Below are 21331 nucleotides of genomic sequence, written 5' to 3'. Positions count from 1 at the left end.
TGGTTGACATATGAGTGTTATATGGCAGCCTCAGAACATTGTCAATGAAAAGTAAAGAACTCTATGTAGACTGCTACATGCCGGGGTCTGGGGACAGAACCGGCGGTCTACTATACATAAGGAACGAGCTGGATCTTGAATTTTTTCCGATATCGGAAAAAATTCAAGCCCAAAACCTACTCCACGATAAGGAAAAGCCGTTAAGTAAAGGTGAGACATGCCATAGTCGTGTGGTATGAAATGTGTGTGGCTTAAATCGCGACCGCAGGTATCTCATGGAACAGGTCCAGACCGACCTAAGAATTGGTCCGCTCTTAAAGAAAATGGAACTACTCAAGGGTGACCAGCTTGAGGACCTCCTGCAACTGAATAGAACCACAGATTTACCGGTCGGCAGCGTTCTTGTCATGTCCGGAGAGATTTCAGACCGCATTTTGCGAACGGCGGTCCAGGCACAATCGATGCTGAAAGACGGTCTGGCTACCGAAGATCAGGTCGTTCATGCTATCCAGATCGTCAAGAAACGAGGACTGACACTCAATGCAGCCCTAAAAGAAATGCGATGGTCGAGAGATAACGACGTTAAAAGCAGTACTCTGGGTGAATTGCTCTCCGCATCCAAACTGGTAGATCAACTGAAATTGACTAAAGCGCTTGCCACCAGTCAGTCAAGCATGTTGCCACTGGGCAGGGTACTTGTCCTCACGAACGCCCTTTCCCGACCACTTTTGTTGAGCACGCTAGACATCCAAACCAAAATTCGCAACGGGCAGCTAAATCGAGACATGGCAATTTCGCAACTCTGCTCCTTGAGAGAGAGAATAAAGCATGTCGAACACAATCTCTCCAATCGAGCCTCTACCCAGAAACGCGGTCCAGATCTGCGTATCGGTGAGTTGCTGGTCGAGTCAGGCATAATTTCTACCAGCGATTTACTCACCGCCCTTGAAATGTCCGTGCAGGGCGACCAGCGTGTAGGAGAGACTCTTCTTGACCTTGAATGGATTACAGAAGACAAACTCAATGCCGGTTTGGAATTACAAAAGCTCGTCTCCTGCAAAGTGCTGTCAAAAGAAGCAGCTATTAGAGCTCTAAATCACATGCATAAGACTAACGAATCACTGGATAAGTGCGTTGCACGCGAAACTAGTCCTGAGACGAAGTATCAACGAGACATCAGTCAGGATGAATTCCTCCGTTTGGCAGGAGCACTGACAGGCGTACCGGTATCACAGCTGGTATCAACTGCAGATCGACCGCATCTGCCGGAGCACGAACGCCTGACTGAAGATTTAGAAGTATTCGATGCAGCCGAGGAAAAGCAAGTTACACAAACAGCAGAGACACTGCGGCAGGCAATCAAAGAAGGACATTTAAACCTGGATCAGTCAATGATCATAATGAGCTATTGCCTGCGGGGAGGCATGAAGGTCGTCGATGCCATCAAGTTGCTGGGATGGACAGTGCCTATAAAACTGTAGCCCACCAGACCCACTAGTTAAATATCGCCCACCCATGAGAGGGGACAAGCCATCCGGCAGCGCCAGCTTGGGCTCGACCATTTACCAGATTCCATTCAGCCGATGAATGTATTTTGAACTCAGAATCGCTCACATTCAACGCAACAAAAAACCTATTAGCACCACATTTGGTTTCATACACAGATGTCTGATTTGTCAGAGTAATCATTTTGATCTGCGATGAAGCTATCCAGGGATTGTTTCTACGCAACCAGATCAAGTCTCGGTATGTGTCGAATGCTGAACTATTTCCGCTCAGCAACTGTGGGTGAGATGGGAAACACGGACGGATTGCGTCATCGCCACCAGCTCTCTTTTCTTTCCTGGCCATCCACAACTGCTCGTCACCATAATATATCGACGGCGTTCCAGGAACAGTGCAAAGAACAGCCAGAGCCAATTCGACGTCTCGTACATCCTTTAGTTCTGTAGCGATGCGCGTAACATCATGATTGCCGACAAAAGTGTTTGGCAAGAAGACTTTGCTAAAGTCATTATTCCGATTGAGCGCATGTGACAGTTCAAAGAAGTTTCGGTCGTTTAGAGCACTCCAAATAGCTTTCCACAGCTCATACTGTGTAACCGATTCAAGATGCCCCTGACGAACGCTGTTGACGTAATCCCCGTGAATTACTTCTCCTAAAAACCAGGCGTCGGGAAACTTCTGCCTCACCCTATCCAGAACTTGCTGCCAAAAATGGGGAGCCACGGCGTAGGCAGCATCAAGACGCCAACCATCGATTCCAAACCCCAACCAGTGATTGATCACGTTGACCACATATTCGACCACCTCAGGGTTATTGTGATTGAGCTTAACAAGGCGGTGATGCCCCTCAAAATTGACATATGAGAAACCGTCTTCGTTAGCACCATTGTTCCAATCAATCAGAAACCAGGACGCGAAACGAGATTGTTGCCTGTGCTGCCTGACGTCCTGGAACGGACCGAAAGATCGCCCCACATGATTGAAAACACCGTCGAATACAACCCTTATGTTGCGCTCGCGGCAACTCTCAATAAACCAGATAAGGTCAGCATTTGTGCCGAGGCGAGAGTCCAGATTGTAGAAATCGGTCGTGTCATAACCATGACTCTCAGACGAGAAAAGAGGCGCTAGAAGAATTCCGTTGCAACCCAAATGGCAAACATAATCGAACCACGCCTCGAACGAGCGCAATCGCGGATTAGGCATGGCATCAGGCGGAAGTGCAAGTTTCTCCGCACCAAAGAAACCGAGCGGATAAACATGCCACCAGACAGTATCACGAATCCACTCAACCATCAGTACATAAAACCATCCGGACACGAAATGTCAGTCGAGCATTCGATATCAGTAAGAGTTCGGTCAACCACACTAAAGCAAGGCTTTGTCCAGCGCACGGATATCCAACTCAATTTGACGCAAGTCACGATATTCGTCTTTGAGTTTTTTATCGAGTTGGTCGATGATTTGATCGGCAGCCGCTGTATTTTCATGCTTCAAGCGTACAATCTCTTTTTCTAATTCGTCTGCATCGTGCCAGTGATTGTCATACTTTGTAAGCAGATGCGAACGCTCAATACGGATAGTTTGATACCCCTGATCACTAACAGCTGCTTCCGCTGTCTCCACACTTGTCGCCATCGACAGTGCCACCGCGGTATATATGGGCAGAAGCTTTCTGAAGTTTGAAACGAAGTCAGGTGGGACCAGCCCCTTTAGATGTGCGATTAACGCATCGAGTCGAGTGTGCCATAAGGCAAGAAACTCAGCCAGCTTGTCTTCAGGCAGTCCAGAGTGAACAAGAACGAGGTTAGTCTCACTCTCCTCATGCTCGCTGAGTTCGAAAGAAACGTGTGAGGGCAGAGCCGACTGAGTATCTATCCAGGAGTATGCAATCGATTTCGGTGCATCGAAACGGTCGATCAAACCGCGAATTCGTGCAACACCATCGACTTGCATCTCACTGTCGAAATTGATCTCAATGCGCCCGCCGCCTCGAGGCTGCATACTAGATTTGCCAAGCCACTTGCAGACCAGATCAGGATCGGTCAAATAGCGCCAAACTGTTTCAACCTCGGCTGGAAGAACACGCTCGAAGCGAATTGTGGTCGAATCTTCAACGGTTCCCAGAATTTCAGAAGTCGATGAACGTTCCAACAAATGTTCTAATCCGCGTTCTCGTTCTGGCTGATTCACAAGAAGTGACGATTGAACGACGGCAGACGCTGCCGGATCCTGATCAACATCCAGAGTCTCTTTTAATTTCAGCAATTCACCATCCGCGCTTTGAGATTGAATCAATGTGCGGATTTCGGCGAGATCCCTAGCCATTGACTGGGAAACTGTTTCCAGTTGCTGCAATCTCTGAAGCACCTGCTGATTGGTAGTGCTGACCTCTTTCGACCTTTCGATAAAAGTCATCAATGGCTTTTTCATAACCAGAGCGATCATGAAAAGCCAGAAGCCAATAATCGCTAAAGAACCTTCCACCTAAACCTCGGAACAGGGGCTTTAGTCATATTCCCAAATTCAAGAGAAACGTGTAATATCGGCGTTCGTGGAGGAGTAAATCTTGGAAGGCATAATCGCAGTAGCAGGTTTCTGGGCAGTTATTTTGGCTCTGGTTCTGAAACGCCCTATAAACGATATTACTCAGGCTTTCATAACGCACAGATTACAACCAGCTGACAAACAGCAAATAGAAGAGCTAAAGGCTAAGATTGCCGATCTGGAGAATCAAGTCAGCGGAATGACGATGCAGATGCTCGAGATGAAAGATAGTCACGATTTCGCCTTAAAACTTCTTGCCGACTCTGAAAGAGCGAAGAAAAAATAGATGACACCAGATTCGCACTGTATTCAGTGCCCTGGAGCTCTGGGGCCGCAGCCAGTATCATAATCTACAGAAGTATCTGAACAGAACTGTAACAACTCCAATTATCGCTCTCACCGACACGACCGCAGTATTGTCGTAAGAAGCGATTAAGTGTGGGCCAACCATCTGCTCCGGCATAAACCATAATTGGTCATAAACCGTGCGGTAAATACGCACGATGAAACAATCCCGTCACATCTCCGACACAAAATTGAACAGAATCTAAGTGGCACCGGAACACTAAATTCAACGATACACGGGAGAGGGCATGGATAAGACTGACTTTCGCACTAATGTAGCAAACGAAGCCGAACTTTTCGGCAGTCTGAAAGAGAACCTGTGGAATTCCGTAAAGGACCATATTCAGAATCACAAGTCAGAAATATTTACCGAAGCAGCGATTGCTGCCGTTACCGGTGCCGGAATTGCAGCCATGACTAAGAATCCCGCTTTGTTAGGCGAGTCACTAGCCCCCGTGATGAAAGCGGCTGTGCCATTCGCGACAAAAGTTGGGGTCGGATTAGCAACAGCCGACTGGGCCGTGAAACTAGGCGCGCCGGCCTACGACGTATGGAACGATCCCGGAAATCTAGCGCACAACAAGACTGTTCTAGCTGGAAACGTTGGGGCCGGACTGGTAGACTACACTGCAATGGGCATAGCTGGTATCGCCGGCGGTTACACAGCGTTCAAGTTCACACCGGAGTTGATGCCAAAAGCACCGTCCTTCGAGCCAAGACCTTCGCTCAAGCTCAATGAAGTTCCAAGAGCCTTAGATAAACCTGAATCATTCAAAACAACCAGAGAAAAGCAACTTGATTCAGATGTTATCGCATTGTATGAATCATCATTTCCCAAAGCTGAACGACAACCCGTAGATGAAGTAGCAGACCTCGTTGCCCGAGGCAGAATTCTGGTGCACGCAACTCGAGACCCAGACGGCAATCTAGGTGCATTCTCGTTCACCTCCATGCACGATGAATCAGCGACCAAATTTGCTGGATTAGACTTCGTCGCTACGAACCAGGCAAACAGGTCTCAGGGAATTGGATCATTGCATCTTCAGAGAGTCGCCGAGTCGATTAAAACAGAACGCCCCGATCTAGTCGCAATGACCCTTGAGATGGAACATCCACACGAACCAGGAATCAGTCCGGAAGAACTGGCAATAAGAGTGAGGCGCTCCAAGTTTTACGACAGGCTTGACGCTCCGAATACGAACATCAAATACAACATCATCGACTTCGAGGATCCCGCCTATCGGGGCATGGCGCAGCACAGAGCCTTCGTTTTCAAACCGGAAGAATTCAATGCAGTAAAGGCAGCGCACGTATTCATGACAGACGAAGGTGGATATCAGCTAGGCAAGTTCGATCCGGCAGTGCGTGAATTCAATAAAATGAATGGATACTGGCAGCCACCCACGGATGGTCGAGCAGGCGCCGCAGCGACAGCTTATCTCAATGTCCTGAAGCAAATCAATCAATAAATCCAAGCAGTAAATCAAAGCGGCAAGTCCACGGATCGTGTCACCGAATACATGTTCAGAACACTGTTGGAAGGTTGCTAGATCTCCGGCTAAATGCGCTCACCATGGGTTCTAACCGTGTCGTCTGCGTGCACCGTCAAACCGCGCGTCGTCTAACCGTGCGTCGTCTAACCGTGCGTCGCAACGCCAACTTCAGACTCAGTTGGCGTTTCTACAACAGGGAGCGGTGCATCCACGAAGATGCCTTCCCAACGCGCCACTACTGCTGATGCAAGGCAATTGCCGAGCACATTCACGGAAGTTCTCGCCATATCCATGACGGTGTCAACTCCAAGTATCAACGCGATGCCTGACAGTGGCAGATTGAACGATGCAAGCGTGCCCGCCAAAATTACCAGCGACGCCCGCGGCACTGCAGCGACGCCTTTACTGGTCAACATCAGAGTCAGCATCATCAAGACCTGCTGCTGTATAGACAAATTGACGCCTGCCGCTTGAGCAACAAATACTGAAGCAAGAGACAGATACAGAGTTGTCCCGTCTAAATTGAAGGTATAGCCGAGCGGCAAAACGAAACTGACTACGCCACGAGGCACTCCGATGCTCTCCATATTGAGCATCGCCTTCGGAAAAGCTGCTTCACTGCTGGTGGTCGAAAAGGCTATTAGCATAGGCTCTTTCACTGCTTGTGCAAACTTCTTCAAAGGAATTCGGGCAAACAAAGCAATTGGCAAAAGAACAACTGCGATAAAAACGAAAAGAGCAAGGTACAGCGTGCCAACCAGCTTGCCGAGCGAAACCAGGACACTTACGCCATGATGTCCAACCGTCGCAGCCATGGCACAAGCAACACCGACAGGAGCGAATTTCATAACGTAGCCGGTGTATTTGAACATAACCGAAGATAGCTGTTCACAGAACTGAACGATCATCGTTGCTTTGGTGGCGGAAACCGCAACTGCAAACAACATCGTGAACACAACTATCTGTAGAACATCGCCGCGCGCCATCGAGTCGATCACGCTACTGGGGAAAATGTGTGTCACTATATCCGAGATATTCGGCTGTTTTGCCGCCAGTGTAGCCAATTCAGCTTCGCTTCCGGAAGTCAGATTAACACCAAAACCAGGATGCACAGTGTTGACGAGCAGCAGTCCAATCGCAAGCGCAAAAGTAGTTACTACTTCAAAATAAATCATGCATTTCAGTCCGAGCCTGCCTACAGAGCTGACATGACCACCACCTGCGATACCAACTACGAGAGTGGCAAAAATCAAAGGCGCGATAATGGTTTTGACCATTCGCAAGAAAACTTCAGCACCAGGCTCTATGGCCAGGCCCACCTGCGGGTAAAGCCAACCTATGGCAATACCGGCGAACAAACCAATAAATATTTGGGTAGTTAAACTAGGCCATTTGATCTTCATGAGAACCTTTCGGGCTGCAAAAGTCGCTAACAATCTAGCAGATACGCACAATGTTGTGTTTCGAGCTTCGTAAAAACCGCATCAATTCATGTTTCGATGCCAAGAGCATGCCAAAACTGATCGCTATATTTTGCACGTGCGGATAAAAACCGCACCCCAGTCGAAACCCGACACCTTCGTACACGCATTAGCTCAGATCTACTTATATGGTCAAGCGCGAGTTCATCTCGCGCGAGCTTGCGTGCTGATTTTGAGGTCAACAAATGAGAACAGCAACAATCGAACTTAATCACTTTCATAGCGGAGTCTTGTGCGAACAGTGCTGCAGTGCGCTAGTTGTGCCGAAACACAAACTGATTGAAAACATACAAGAACACTTGCATGCCCTGGGCGAAATCGTTTTTATCATGGGCAAAAGCATGGCAGCGTTCTTACTGAGCATTCAGTTTATAGTCGAGGCGATATTTCCACACCTGAACAGGATCAAAAGTCCGGAAGAGTTAGAACGTGAACGCCTTAACAAGGAGTGGTCCGATAAAAATGACGCCAACGCCCGTGCAGCACAAGAACAACGCCTGGCCGAAGATGCAGGCGTGGAAGCAGCCTACCTCAATTCGTTGAAACTGAGCTATGCGGCGGGCTCAAAGGAATACTTTGACGACGAATTTTATACAGGAGAGAGAAACAGGTTAATCGCGCAAACTGAGTCAGAGTCGCGAGATCCGGAGAAAGATAGAATTACGCTACGAAAGTATGCAGTAGACATCGAACAACTCCGATTGCATGAAATGCGCCGAAAGCAGCGAAAAATGGACCTTCAGAAAGAAGTCGACTATCACGTATCGGAGATGCGCCGATGGGAAGATCGGGCTTATGCTGCAAGCGATAGTAAGGAGAAATCGCACTGTGAGCGGGAATCAGAGATTCACAAGTACAAAGCCTACTACGCAAACGTAGCGAAAGAAAACTTGTAACTTTCGTAAAATCAAGCAGGGTGCGCCTGAGGAGCGCATGACAAGCCCGATTTAACAAGTGCTGAATTCGAAAACTTTGACGTTTAACGTTCGAATTTATATTCAATGAGCATAGACATACATTTGTTACTTGCACGAAATCGTGTACCTGTGCCGATCTCATAATTGGATATATTTTTCCTCTATCCAAGAACAATGCAGTAAGCCGTATTGCTAACTATGTGAGACCGGGTTTATGATGTTCTCATCGAAATCAAGTTAAACGGTTCACCACCACCTCCCCGATGCAAGAATGCATGGCGATGTGCTGTCTGACCGGATCGCAAAGGACGGAGCATTCCCGGCGATCGAATTTGATACTAAACGTTAAACAAAACAACAGACAGAACCGATGCGATACCACATGTGGTGGCGCTGCCGTATACATTCGTATGGAGGTCATTATGATTACTGCTACCGAACTACTTGCAAAGGGCGAACTTCTCGAAGAAAGAGGTGATTACACCAGGGCTCGACGCATGTACGAGAAAGCATTCTCAATCCAGGAACGAAGCGTAGGCGCAGAGGATGCCGAGTTGATTCCTTATCTCTACAATCTAGGTCTGATTCAGTGTGCCCTGGAAAATGAGATTGACGCACAACGCTTACTGACTAGACTGCTGACAATTCTCGTCCGCGAATATGGTGAGTCACACGAAGACTGTGAAGAAATTCGAGGCTTCCTCAACGATTTGAAGCCACGTAAACAGATGCAGCCCATTAAGAAAGTGGCTGAAACCGCCTGAAGTCTTTTGACGCCCGAACACACACCGCACTGGCGCCCCTAAGGGGGCGCCTTTTCGTTAAACTCTTTTGTCGAAAAGACCTTTCGACACTTGAATTTTTTCCGATATCGGAAGAAATTTATGCCTCCGGAACAGGATTTTTTCCCGATATCGGAAGAAATTTGTGCCTAAGAAATCGAATTTTTGCCGATATCGGAAGAAATTCACGCCTTTTGAACTGAATTTTTGCCGATATCGGAAAAAAAACAGCCTCAAACCACCCATTTCGCTCATACCGTCGGCAGACTTACAAAATTTGAATCGTCCAGCCAGGGGTCACAGATATCTCTTCACACTTCACCAATACCTCATTAGATAACCATTGCGAACAAAACTCACAGGGATCACGCAGAGGATATCGCCACCCTTAGACCGCACTAAAGTGCCTGCTAAACAGACCTGCCAAGATATAAGCCGTCTCTGGGAGTCGTCTCGCATGCAATTATCAGCTCAATCGCCGGAAAGAGCGGCTGAACCTGCGTTATCCACACACACCAGTTCTACTAAAACCGTGGCTGAAAGACACTTTTTCAAGTTTCTCCTGGTTCTCCTTCTGGTCGCGGGAACCGCCTATGCCAGCATTTCATACACAAGATTCAAATTTGCCAGGTCAGAAATAGCTTACGCAGAAATATCCAAGGAGATGCTTGCGGCCAACAGCTTCATTGTTCCGCTTTATCGCAATACAGCCTGTATCGATAAGCCCGTGCTCAACTACTGGGCAATCATTCCTTCATTCAAGGTCTTCGGCGTCAACGATTTTTCAGCTCGAATTCCCGCATTGCTGGCTTCTTTGAGTTGCCTCGCAATCTTTGCGCTTGCCATCCGTCGCATCTGGGGCGCTGATGTGAGCCTTCTCTCGACCCTGGTTTTGGCAACCACTTCCAGGTACTGGGAGTTTTCGACGCTTTGCATGACCGACATGTTTTTAACACTTTTCGACATGGTCGCGCTCATAGCTATGTACGTCGGACTGAAAAGCGAAAGCAAACGATTTGCCTCTTTTGCTTTGGCCGCGGTGAGCATGGGGTTGGCTGTGCTGACTAAGGGTCCGGTCGGATTGATCTTGCCCGCATTTGCATTCTTCGTCTATCTGGTTCTGACTGGCAATCTCAAAATCTTGAAAATTGGACAGGTGATTGCCTGCGTGGTCATATTCTTTGCCGTCGCCGGTCCCTGGTATGTCGCTGCCGCTGCGGCAGTAGACACCTCATCAAACATCGGTGCCTGGCTATGGCACCACAATGTGGAGCGGTTCTTTGGCTCTGCCTATGAATGTCATAACGATCCCTTCTATATGGTCGGTGCATTTTTCAATGGATTCGCACCCTGGTGTGCTCTTGTGCCAATAGCTTTCGCTGATTCAGTCAGACGATGGCTGAAAAAATCCGACCCGGAGGAATCAAAAACAGAACTCTATTTGTGGATATGGCTACTACTCACGACTGCCTTTTTCACCCTTTCTCGCGGAAAGATGAACTATTACGACCTTCCGGCCTTTCCTGCAGCAGCCGGCATAGTCGGACTGCACTTGAATCGCTGGATTAACGAGAGCAATGCGATCGCTAAAGGCTACGCCTGGTTATTCTCAATCACTCTTATTCTTGGTGGCTTTGTAGCCGGTTATCTACTACCAGGGGTGACAAACAACGAAGACTTTTCAGCCTGGTGCATGATGCCAATCGGCTTGCTGCTTACGGGCGGTGCTGCCATTGTGGCACTGAAGCGAAAACACTACTTCGCGCCATATGTACTCTGCAGCGCCGGCATAGCAGTGACGCTTCTCTCTTTTGCCATTCAAGTGCATCCAGCCATGGCATTGCAAGCTCCGGGTCTACAGTACATCCAGACGATCAAAGAGCATCCAGACACCAAAATTGCCCTGCACAAAGATTTTGGCACTACTGTTGATTGGTTCGACGTCACTCTTTTCCATACAGACCGAGTGCCCACTCAGTTAGATAACGGTGAACAAATGACAGAGTTCTTGCTACAAAAAGACCCGGTCTACGTTATCGTTCCAGAAAACCGATTTGACGAATTGCCAGACGCCGTTCGCCAAAAGGTAACAGTCATTGCGAACAAACCTTACATGTATGAGAAAAACGATGTTGGCTTCCTGTTCAGACGCAAAGGACACCTGATGGGCAAAGTGCACCTCTTGCTGGTGACGAACATGTCTAAAGAGCAGTCCGACAAGACCGCCAGTCGATAAAGAACATTCTCCACGGAACATTCGAGCACTTGTGATGACTGAACATTGCTCAATGAACGGATTGGATCTGAGCATGCACTACTACCAGGAAGTAGTGAAACCGCTGTTTCAAAACCGCTTTCCCGGGATGCCACTTTCGGCCGCCCTGTTAGGCGACGGTTCGGAAGTGCTAGGCTTTGACACGGTCATGTCGCAGGACCATGATTGGGGTCCCCGCGTGCTGATCTTTTTGCGCGAATCGGACTACACAGATCTGGCGGGACAAATAAATGCGACTCTGCAAAGCGATTTGCCTGTTGAGTTTATGGGATTGCCAACCAAATTCACCACACCAAATCAGGTAGCTGAGGCTCGCACCGCCGCAGATAAAACGAATGCAGAAGGAACAGAGATCAGCCACACAGTCGAACTCCTGACGATTCAAAAATTCTTCCTGCGACAGCTAAACTTCTCTCTTGCTCAAAACATCGAACCGTCGGACTGGCTTACCTTCTCGGAGCAGAAGCTGGCCACTATAGTCCGTGGTCGCATATTTGACGACGAAGTAGGCTTACAAGCGGCGCGCGACCGGTTCAGCTACTATCCAAAAGATATTTGGCTCTATCTACTTGCCTGTCAGTGGACACGCATAGAACAAGAAGGTCATCTAATGGGACGGGCAGGCTATGTCGGTGATGAAATCGGTTCAGCAATAATTGCAGCCCGCCTGGTGCGCGATCTGATGCGTCTCTGTTTTCTCATGGAGAAAGAATACGCGCCTTATGCAAAATGGTTCGGCAGCGCTTTTTCACAACTCGAATGCGCACCACATATAACACCATCATTGCAGCAGTCTCTGCAGTCTTCAACCTGGGAGGAACGACAATCACACCTGTCTGCGGCTTACAAAATCGTCTCGGAGCTACATAATAATCTGGGAATAACTGCACCTTTGCCGACATCGGTTCGTCTCTTTCACGATCGACCATTCCTCGTCATTAGCACAGGTGAATTCTCCCAGGCACTATTCGCGCAGATCGAAACAGCTGCGGTACAAGAAATTGCGAAAAAACGCCCAATTGGAAGCATTGACCAGTGGAGCGATAATACAGACCTTTTGTCTGATTCTCGCTGGCGCCCAGCTCTTTGCCAGCTATACCAGTAAATACAGCCGCCCTCAGGGTGCTGCGGAATTATTCTGAGCCTTCAATTTCAACTCGCCAATGGTTGGATAATGAAACTGGGGAAGCAAACCATTCCATTCTATTGTGTCTTCCGTCAAAGCATCTTTACCGATAGCGAAAATCCAGTACTTGCCGGAATAACCAACCACTCTCGGCGATCGCTTGGTCCAGCTCAGCAAACTCAGGACTTCCTCTGGAATGAAGATCCAGCGCTTACCTGGTTGATCGGAATACGCCTGCAGATCCTCCTGATTTTTCAGAAGTGGGATCTTTTGGTGATATCGATACATGAGTGACGGATACTCGAACTGCACAGCCGCTAAATGCGCGCCAGAAGACAGACAGTAGGTAACAGCATTATCGATATTAGCTTGATACTTGTCGTGATATAAACAGAACAGCAAGGGCAGAAAGACTCCACAGCCAATCATTGTGCCACTATATATAGTACTGAGCAGACGACAGGAGTTTCCGCGATTGGCGATGACCGAGACTATCAATCCCAAAACCAGCACAACGGCAGTGCCGTAGCCGAGCAGACTCATAAAACCAGGACCTTGAGGTGCTTTCATGGTTGTCTGAGGATTCGTTGACTGAGGATTCGTTGACTGAGGATCGGTTGCCCGGGGATTAGTTGACTGCGAATTAGCTGACTGCGGATTCTTTGCCTGGGGATCAGTTGACTGCGAATTGGCTGACTGCGGATTCTTTGCCTGGGGATCAGTTGACTGCGAATTGGCTGACTGCGGATTCTTTGCCTGGGGATCGGTTGACTGCGGATTGGCTGAAGGAACAGGAAATGCAGAATGGAACTGATTTCCCAGTGTCTCGAGTGCGGCTTGAGTTGAACCGACATGAGAGACGTAAGACGAACCGTGCACAGGCTGACGCACTACGTCTGTATGATCGTTGAGGAAATACACAAAGAATGGAGCGCCGCAACTAATTATCAGCAGCGAAATCGCGGAAACGATAAATGCAGTTGTTCGCCTCAATCTCAGCAAAACATCGAGGTAAATTCCCGTGACAATGGCAAGCGCAGGAAAAATCGGCACTATGTAAGTTTGCAGCTTGGTTGGAATTGCACTGAAGAAGAGGAAACCGATTGTCGCCCAGCAGATACAGAAAAATGCCAACTTCTGACGAGGCGTAAATAGCTTTCCACGAAGCTTAAAGCACTTGATCAAAAATGATTTCGAGCTCAACAAGATAAGAGACCACGGAAAAAATCCGCCTAAAACAACAGGAATGTACCACCAGAATGGATTGACGTGATTGACCACACCGACCATGCGTCCTAAGTTTTGACGCAAGAAGAACGCATTCGTAAACTGACCGTCTGTTCCGATATGTGCCCAAACATAATATGGAACAGTTACTACCAGCAAAAAGGCGAGTGCCAATAAGGGTTGCAGCGACAATATGGAAGACAAAATTTTCCGCGGCGCCGTAAGCACTAGATAACCAAGAGTGATCAGACCGACAATAACGAGGGCCAGAGGTCCCTTACAAAGAGCAGCCATAGCCAGAGAAAAATAGCCGATCAGCAGAAACAGCGTTTTCTTGCGCACAATGAAGTTGATGATTGAGAGCAGCGAAATTGTCAAAAACAGAGCCAGAGGCTCGTCAGTCAAAGCGACATGACCGACAATCAAGAACAAAGGTGACGCCGCTAAAGTGAGGGCACCGAGAAAAGCCTGTCTGCGTCCAAGAAGCTGCCTTGTCAAAACGAAAGTAGACAGGACAATCAAAATTCCGCTCAACGCCGATGGAAATCTTCCGGCGAACTCATTCACACCAAACGTCTTGAAACTCTGCACTATAAACCAGAAGGCCAGGGCCGGTTTATCAAGCCAGGGCTCATAGTTCATCAGAGGTACGATCAGATTGTTAGTCTCGAACATCTCCCGCCCAGATTCTATGAAGAAGCTGTCTGTGGGATCGAACAATCCGGCAGCGCCTAAGTAAGGCAGAAACATTAACGAGGCAATCAACGCCAGAAGCCCAATCAGTTGCCAATCTTTAGCACAGAATGGTTCTACGGCAGAGCCCTGACCATTCGTAGCAGTGCCACCATATGTAGTTTCAGTAGTTCCAGAGGAACTCATTCTAGCTGCCAACTTTTTCGACAAAGAATTTGTTGTACCACCACTGGAACATGAGCAAGGTCCACAACTCCTTCCGCCTATCCTTCTGTCCACGCTCATGTTCTGTGCGCAATTGACTTATATAGCGCCACTGGAAAATATCTTGCTTATCCACAAAAGATTGGCAAAGCAATTCATCCAGGAGCGGCTTGAAGTCGTTATTCAGCCATTTAGCCACCGGAATACCGAAGCCCTTCTTCGGTCGATTTATTGTGCGCGCTGGCAAGTACGGGGCTGCCGCCTTCTTGAGCAGATACTTGGTGGTCGCGCCTTTGACTTTGAAATTCGACGGTAATGAAAGCGCAAATTCAACCAGTGGATAAGCTAGAAACGGCAGGCGAACCTCCAGGGAAGCAGCCATGGAAGCTCGATCAGACTTGACGAGAAGATCGTCGGGCAGGTATGTCCCGAGATCGAGTCGCATAATCGAATCGAGTAAATCACTCTTGCGGCGAACTTCTCCAAAAGAACGAACCTGGAGATCGTTAAGCAAATCCTCTCCGGTTTTCCAGTCTTTTCCAATACCTGACCGAATCCGAGCATTTATGAGTTGCTCGTGTTCCTTAACAGGGAAAGCTCCCATCCATTGAAGGTGGCGACTTCTCGGTGATTCCGAAGCGGCAGAGATGAAGCGCTTAACTTTATAGTCGAAGCTCAGGTTATTGTGAGATACAGGCAAGCTGTTTAATGTAGGTTCGAGAACATGTTGACGCAACACCGCCGGAAGCGTATTCCATATGCCGGCCAACTTGTGAGCCTGATAAGTAGGATAACCTCCGAAGAGCTCATCGCCGCCTTCTCCAGCCAGTGCGACGGTGACGGAACGCTTGGTCATTTTCGACAGGTAAAATGTCGGAATAATCGAAGCATCGGCCATGGGCTCATCGAGGACTTCCCAGAGCTCTTGCATCGTCTGCAAAGCAAGATCAGGCTGAAATGTGATCACTTCGTGCTCAGTGCCGAGATATGTTGCTACAGCCTGTGCATGTGCACTTTCGTCAAACGAGGCATCCGCGAACCCAACCGAGAATGTACGCAGCGGTTTGCTGGAATGACGAGAGGCAAGAGCTGCAATGGTGGATGAATCGATGCCGCCAGAAAGAAAAATCCCAAGTGGAACATCGGCAATCAATCGTCTCTTAATCGAATCGTCCAAAAGCGTTATCAGTTTGTCTTTGGCATCACCTTCAGAGAGAGTGGTCACACTTATTTCTGGCTGCCAGTAAGGCGCAATCTTCACTTCGCCGCGCTCGACGAGCATGAAGTGCCCTGGCATTAACTTGTTGATGCCTTTGAAAATAGAATTCGGAGCTGGCACATATTCCAGAGCCAGATACTTCTGCAGTGCTGCTGGCTCAAGCTCTCGCCTGGAATTCGGGTGCCTGAGAATGCCTTTCAGCTCGGAGGCAAATAGTAGTTGTCCATCGAAAATGCCCCAATGCAGAGGCTTCTCGCCCATACGATCGCGAGCGATAAAGAGTCGTTCCTTCGTGGTATCCCAGATGGCAAAAGAGAACATTCCTTCAAGAAAATTCAGGCAGTCTACGCCGTACTCTTCATAAAGATGAACAATAGTTTCTGTGTCGCTTTGTGTAGCGAGTCTATGACCTCGCTCAAGCAGATGCTTCTGATTATCCTGGTAGTTGTAGATTTCGCCGTTGAAGACGATCCAAATCGTCTTGTCCTCGTTGGGAATCGGTTGCTGGCCACTGACCAGATCGATGATCGCCAGACGCGTCATTCCGAGCGCCGCCGGGCCGATAATCATCATCCCTTCTTCGTCCGGTCCTCGATGCGTAATGCTCTTACACATGCTCTTGATCAGACTTTGGTCAGGATCAAGCGGTTTGCCGTTCAGGTTCAGATATCCGACTATTCCACACACAGGCTCATCCCCAGAGTTATGAACAACGCCTCATACAAGGCTAGCCGGTCCCAGACACGCTTACACGGAAATCAGAAGCGGCTCCGCTATAACTTATCAGCTCAGGAGCGGCTCTATCAATGCGGTTTAGTTAAGCGCAACTCTCCCTTCAAGCAGCGATTGTGTCGATTATTAAGCAATTAATCAACAACTGAAATACCAGACGAATTACCAAAAGAGTCCCGAAATATATGCAGTATCTATAACAAACGCCTACCAGATGCCACTTTCGGCTGTGTAAACTAATCCACTCGAAACCATGTCGAAAAGAGTCTTCATTAAGCAAACTGCCAGAGGGCGCGGTATCTGAATTAAGTTTCTTTCGATGAACCAGCTCAATCAGGCTCCGGCACTATAAACAGACCGCAACTTAAAAAGCATTCACCCGTGCTCCCGGTAATTCATGACTACTCCGAGGTAGACTAGGCACGTGCGTTAACAGGCTTTTTCTCGCCAACGCAAATTGCCATCACAGCTGGTGAAAATTCCTCCGGAGACAGCTCAAACTTATGCGCAGCATTCGCCATAAAACCAAACCAATCGATCTCGACTCGACAGACTGGTTAGACGACGAAAAATTCGGACGAAACCATCGCACGACGCCCAAACCAGAACTGTCGGTAGTGATACCTGTCTATAACGAATCGGGCAACATCGAACTGCTCTACGACAAACTGATCGTCGCTCTGACCGGGACCGGTCTGACCTGGGAAGTAATTTTTGTAGATGACGGTTCCATCGACAAATCCTACGAAGAACTGGAATCTGTCTCGAGAGAAGATAAGCGGATCAAAGTCGTAAAGTTCGTACGAAACTTCGGTCAAACCGCTGCTCTGGCAGCAGGAATCGACCACGCCAGCGGAAAAATCATCATTCCGATGGACGCTGATCTGCAAAACGATCCAGCCGACATCAAACTGCTTTTAGCAAAGATGGAAGAGGGTTACGACGTAGTCAGCGGATGGCGCAAAGACCGCCAGGACGCACTCCTGAATCGACTCATCCCATCCTGGATCGCCAACAAAATCATTTCTGTTATCAGTGGAGTTCGCCTGCACGATTATGGTTGCTCCTTGAAGGCTTATCGGCGAGAAGTGATCAAGAACATCCGCCTCTACGGCGAGATGCACAGATTCGTACCGATTTACGCCAGCTGGCAAGGTGCCCGCGTTACTGAAATCCCTGTAAATCATTATGCGCGCCAGATCGGCCAGTCAAAATACGGAATTTCGAGAACCTTCAAAGTGGTTCTGGACTTAATCACAGTCAAGTTCATGTCGTCATACTTCACCAAGCCAATTTATGTGTTTGGAACAGCTGGCATCGTCGCGCTGGGCATCTCATTTGCGGCATTCATCTGGATGGTCGCTCTCAAGTATGTTTTCCACACACATACTTTCATCGAAACGCCGCTGCCTGTGCTGATTGCTATGTTCTTCATGGTGGGAATCCAGTTCATCATGATGGGCTTGCTGGCGGAAATTCTCATGCGCACATACCATGAGTCGCAAGGCAAGCGCATCTACATCGTCGAAGAACGCCTGAATACACTTGCAGATGACGCGACGGACTAATACAACAGCTCCGGAATAATTGAACCGATCAATGGCGCTCCAGATTCCATCGAAAGAAAATGCCACCGAATTGCATTCGGACCGATTAACAGATGGAAATAGCAAGATCAGCGAAAACCAGTGGCTTTTCCTGGCAACCTTCGGATTCGTTTTTGCCTGCGCTTCTTTACTGATTTTCAGCAACCTGGGCAGCTTTCCGCTGTTCAATCCCGACGAGGCACTTTACGCAGAACCAGCACGTGAAATGCTTGAGACGGGCGAATATATAACGACCTTTTTGAACTACGCTGTGCGATTTACCAAGCCACCCCTTGTGATTTGGGCAATGGCTGCAGGTTACAGCATTTTTGGAGTGACCGAATTCGCAGCGCGCTATTTCGGAGCAGCTTGCGGTGCCATCCTCGTTGCCGTTACTTACCTTTTCACAAGGGCCCAGATCAACGGCAGAGCAGCACTGATAGCGGCTTTTGCACTTTTGACCGCACCACTTTTTCTTGGAGTTTCAAGAGAGGCTATTACAGATATACCTCTTTCACTGTTTGTGACAGGGAGCATGATGTGCGTGTTCCACAGCTACGAACAGCACAGACAAAGTGGCAAAAAGCAAGGCAATTTACTGGCGCTCTTCGCTGCCTACACGTCGATCGGATTAGCCGTGATGACCAAAGGACCGATAGGTATAATCCTGCCGGTCGCGATTCTGGGAGTCTACCACCTGCTCAAGTGGGATGTTCGTGCCGCTTTGCGCTTCTACAAACCATGGTTTGGACTGCCGCTGGTAGCACTGATTTCGATACCCTGGTTTGCTATCGAAATCAGTGTCACGAAAGGAGCCTACTATCGCGAATTTATCCTGCGCGAAAACTTTCAGCGCTTCACCGGCGTAGTCGATCATAAAGCCGCCTGGTGGTACCACATTGCTGCCATGTTCGGAGGCTTTTTCCCCTGGACACTTTTTCTACCGGGTGCCGTTCTAACCGTTCTCAAACCAGGCGATGCAGCAGGCGCTGACACGAAAAGCACAAACCCGATTACTCGCCTGAGAGATCTTTCAACACGTCAATCAACGATGCTCTTCGCCACTATAGGTAGTGCCATTATTCTGGCATTTTTCAGCGCCGGGGTGTCAAAACTGATCCCTTACACGCTGCCGGCTTTTCCGCTATTAGCGGTGCTGGTCGGCGGATACCTCGATCACCTGTGGACCGAAGGACGCAACAAAACGGGAGCTGTGATTTTCGCGGTACTGGCAATTGTTTACGGCGGAGCACTGGCTGCCGTTCCGATAATAGGCGCCAGACTGCATGATTGCCCGCCATCTCTTCTCAGCGCAGCTACTGCCATCCTCATTGTGCACGCGGCCGGAGCAGCAGTTGCAGCGATATTATGGCTAAAACGAAAATTTGGTGCGTCGCTGATCACCTTCATGTTGGCCACATACGTAGCATTGCTGACAATTGGAAACCAGGGAATGGAGGCAGTCTCAAATCAATGGGAGATACCGATTCAGAGCTTCGCTGAATATGCCGGGCCCACAAAAGCAACCATCATTGTTTATCAAATGCGCAAGCCATCGGTAACCTTCTACGCCAAAAGAAGGTTCCTGCTGCCAAAAAATCCGAAAGAACTTACTTACATCTTGAGCAAAACCGAAAGAGCTTATATAATTTCGCGTTCGCGCAGCGAGTCAGACTTTAAAGCCCTGCCTGGAATCAAACATCTTTGCCAGATGGGACAGTACGTTCTGAGCTCCTACATCAGTCCAGTCGCCTTGCAGTCAAGCAGATCCGAGCTGGAGAGTCCACGTTTAGACGACAGGGAACAGCTTCACAGTGACGAATAAAGCAAATTCGATTTTAGTTACCGGCGGGGCCGGATTCATCGGCAGCCATCTCGTCGATCGACTTTTGCGAGAAGGGAAACGAGTCACAGTTATAGACAATTTCAATTCGTTCTATTCGCCAGATAGAAAGCGAGAGAACGTCTCCGCCCATCTGGGCAATCCATCCTACGAACTGATCGAAGGTGATCTGCGAAATGTTGATGACGTTGCCAGAGCCTTTTCAAAAGGTCCGTTCGATGTCGTCGTACACCTGGCGGCCATGGCGGGCGTTCTACCTTCACTCCAAAATCCATCGCTGTACATGGATGTAAACGTACTCGGAACTCAACGAATCTTAGATGCAGCAACAGCTCAAGAAACTCTTCCTTACATGGTATTTTGCTCGTCCAGTTCTGTTTATGGAGAGCGTTCTACCGAAAAGTTTTCGGAAACCGATTTGACTGACAGACCATTGTCACCATATGCGGCATCAAAAATTGCCGGCGAGGTTGCCTGCTTTGCCGCTCATAAAACAAAAGGTCTCAATGTGATCTGCGTGAGACCGTTCACGGTATTCGGTCCAAGACAGCGACCAGATCTGGCTATTCATAAATTTAGCCAGCGTATTGAAAAGGGCGAGCCGATAGAACTTTACGGTGACGGCACGACAAAACGCGACTATACATTTGTTCTGGATATAGTCGCAGGCATTGACAGTGCTATTGAAATTCAGCCCGCCGGATTCGAAATCGTGAACCTCGGGCGCTCCAACCCAGTTACCTTACTTGAGATGATTGATACGATTCAGTCTGCACTTGGCAAAAAGGCTCAAATAGTCAGAAAACCGATGCAAAACGGGGATGTGCCATACACGTACGCAGACATCGAGAAGGCACGCAAAATGCTCAACTATACCCCTGCCACATCTTTTGAGGAGGGGATCAATGAATTTGTGCAATGGTTCCGCAAACACGAGCTGACTCTGTCAACAAAGTGATTTGTGCGCAACCAGGATTACTGAGCAGACCGATCAAAGTCAAAGCTCTTCACTTTTAATGTGGAGCGAGCTTACTGGCGTTCGCATTGCCAAAATCTCCTTCGAGAACCTGAATTTTTTCCGATATCGGAAAAAATTCAAGTCCGGACTTAGAAATTTTTTCCGATATCGGAAAAAATTCAAAACCTAAAAACCCTTGCAGTAAAAGCATTTTCGGTCGCCCCGAACCTGAAGACGACCTTCCTGTACACCTGCCCGCCAAAATTTTATAAACTCAATTCACACAAATGCAACTTTTTATGCATAATAGGTCGTAGCCCCATATTAATAAACGCCAGAGCATATGTTTGCCGTCCAGCAGTAACTAGCTGCAGAGACTCGGACTTAAACATTTCGC

At 48.4% G+C, this 21331-nt stretch carries 15 protein-coding genes; 10 read left to right on the top strand and 5 right to left on the bottom strand.

The features are described from left to right. The first annotated feature begins 275 nt into the window (after positions 1 to 275). On the top strand, positions 276 to 1481 hold the full coding sequence (locus EKK48_11870; GenBank protein ID RTL42678.1) for a hypothetical protein: 1206 nt from the start codon (positions 276 to 278) through the stop codon (positions 1479 to 1481). Between the two features lie 13 nt (positions 1482 to 1494). On the opposite strand, the gene EKK48_11865 is transcribed toward EKK48_11870, so the two are convergent. Then, complete coding sequence (locus tag EKK48_11865) at positions 1495 to 2802, bottom strand: alpha-amylase (GenBank protein RTL42677.1); 1308 nt, start codon at positions 2800 to 2802, stop codon at positions 1495 to 1497. A gap of 72 nt (positions 2803 to 2874) precedes the next feature. Next, a complete protein-coding gene (locus EKK48_11860) occupies positions 2875 to 3993 on the bottom strand; it encodes an SRPBCC family protein (GenBank protein ID RTL42676.1) in 1119 nt (372 codons plus the stop codon). 82 nt (positions 3994 to 4075) lie between these two features. Here EKK48_11860 and EKK48_11855 point away from each other — a divergent pair, with 82 nt between their 5' ends. Beyond that, positions 4076 to 4339 carry a hypothetical protein gene (locus tag EKK48_11855; protein RTL42675.1) on the top strand — a complete coding sequence of 88 codons (264 nt, stop codon included), beginning with the start codon at positions 4076 to 4078 and terminating at the stop codon, positions 4337 to 4339. Between the two features lie 307 nt (positions 4340 to 4646). After that, the gene (locus EKK48_11850; GenBank protein ID RTL42674.1) at positions 4647 to 5867 is read left to right on the top strand and encodes a hypothetical protein; all 1221 of its coding nucleotides are present in this window, start codon (positions 4647 to 4649) and stop codon (positions 5865 to 5867) included. Positions 5868 to 6034: 167 nt separating this feature from the next. Here the strand turns inward: EKK48_11850 and EKK48_11845 are convergent, their stop codons facing one another. Then, positions 6035 to 7294, bottom strand: coding sequence for a cation:dicarboxylase symporter family transporter (locus EKK48_11845; GenBank protein RTL42673.1), 1260 nt, complete (start codon positions 7292 to 7294; stop codon positions 6035 to 6037). Positions 7295 to 7557: 263 nt separating this feature from the next. On the opposite strand from EKK48_11845, the gene EKK48_11840 reads away from it, so the two are divergent. From EKK48_11840 to EKK48_11825, 4 genes are all read left to right on the top strand, one after another. Further along, entirely contained in the window at positions 7558 to 8268 is a 711-nt protein-coding gene (locus EKK48_11840) for a hypothetical protein (GenBank protein ID RTL42672.1), read from the top strand. 284 nt (positions 8269 to 8552) lie between these two features. Further along, positions 8553 to 9053, top strand: coding sequence for a tetratricopeptide repeat protein (locus tag EKK48_11835; protein RTL42671.1), 501 nt, complete (start codon positions 8553 to 8555; stop codon positions 9051 to 9053). A gap of 475 nt (positions 9054 to 9528) precedes the next feature. Further along, positions 9529 to 11307, top strand: coding sequence for a glycosyltransferase family 39 protein (locus EKK48_11830; GenBank protein ID RTL42670.1), 1779 nt, complete (start codon positions 9529 to 9531; stop codon positions 11305 to 11307). A 34-nt stretch (positions 11308 to 11341) separates the two neighbouring features. Then, a complete protein-coding gene (locus tag EKK48_11825; GenBank protein RTL42669.1) occupies positions 11342 to 12451 on the top strand; it encodes a DUF4037 domain-containing protein in 1110 nt (369 codons plus the stop codon). Positions 12452 to 12463: 12 nt separating this feature from the next. Here EKK48_11825 and EKK48_11820 read toward each other — a convergent pair whose 3' ends face one another. Both EKK48_11820 and asnB read right to left on the bottom strand, forming a co-directional pair. Next, on the bottom strand, positions 12464 to 14677 hold the full coding sequence (locus tag EKK48_11820; protein ID RTL42668.1) for a hypothetical protein: 2214 nt from the start codon (positions 14675 to 14677) through the stop codon (positions 12464 to 12466). Next, positions 14580 to 16502, bottom strand: coding sequence for an asparagine synthase (glutamine-hydrolyzing) (gene asnB, locus EKK48_11815; GenBank protein RTL42667.1), 1923 nt, complete (start codon positions 16500 to 16502; stop codon positions 14580 to 14582). The genes EKK48_11820 and asnB overlap by 98 nt, the downstream gene beginning before the upstream one ends. A gap of 548 nt (positions 16503 to 17050) precedes the next feature. Here asnB and EKK48_11810 point away from each other — a divergent pair. From EKK48_11810 to EKK48_11800, 3 genes are read left to right on the top strand one after another with little or no spacing between them, the layout of a single operon-like run. After that, positions 17051 to 18115, top strand: a complete 1065-nt coding sequence (locus EKK48_11810; protein RTL42666.1) for a glycosyltransferase — start codon at positions 17051 to 17053, stop codon at positions 18113 to 18115. Between the two features lie 31 nt (positions 18116 to 18146). Beyond that, positions 18147 to 19958: a glycosyltransferase family 39 protein gene (locus EKK48_11805; protein ID RTL42665.1), complete on the top strand. Its 1812-nt coding sequence runs from the start codon at positions 18147 to 18149 to the stop codon at positions 19956 to 19958. After that, positions 19948 to 20934, top strand: coding sequence for an NAD-dependent epimerase/dehydratase family protein (locus tag EKK48_11800; protein ID RTL42664.1), 987 nt, complete (start codon positions 19948 to 19950; stop codon positions 20932 to 20934). The genes EKK48_11805 and EKK48_11800 overlap by 11 nt, the downstream gene beginning before the upstream one ends. Positions 20935 to 21331: the final 397 nt, after the last annotated feature.

The organism is Candidatus Melainabacteria bacterium (genome assembly GCA_003963305.1).
Classification (GTDB): Bacteria; Cyanobacteriota; Vampirovibrionia; order Obscuribacterales; family Obscuribacteraceae; genus PALSA-1081.
This window is presented reverse-complemented; position numbering and strand designations above follow the sequence as displayed.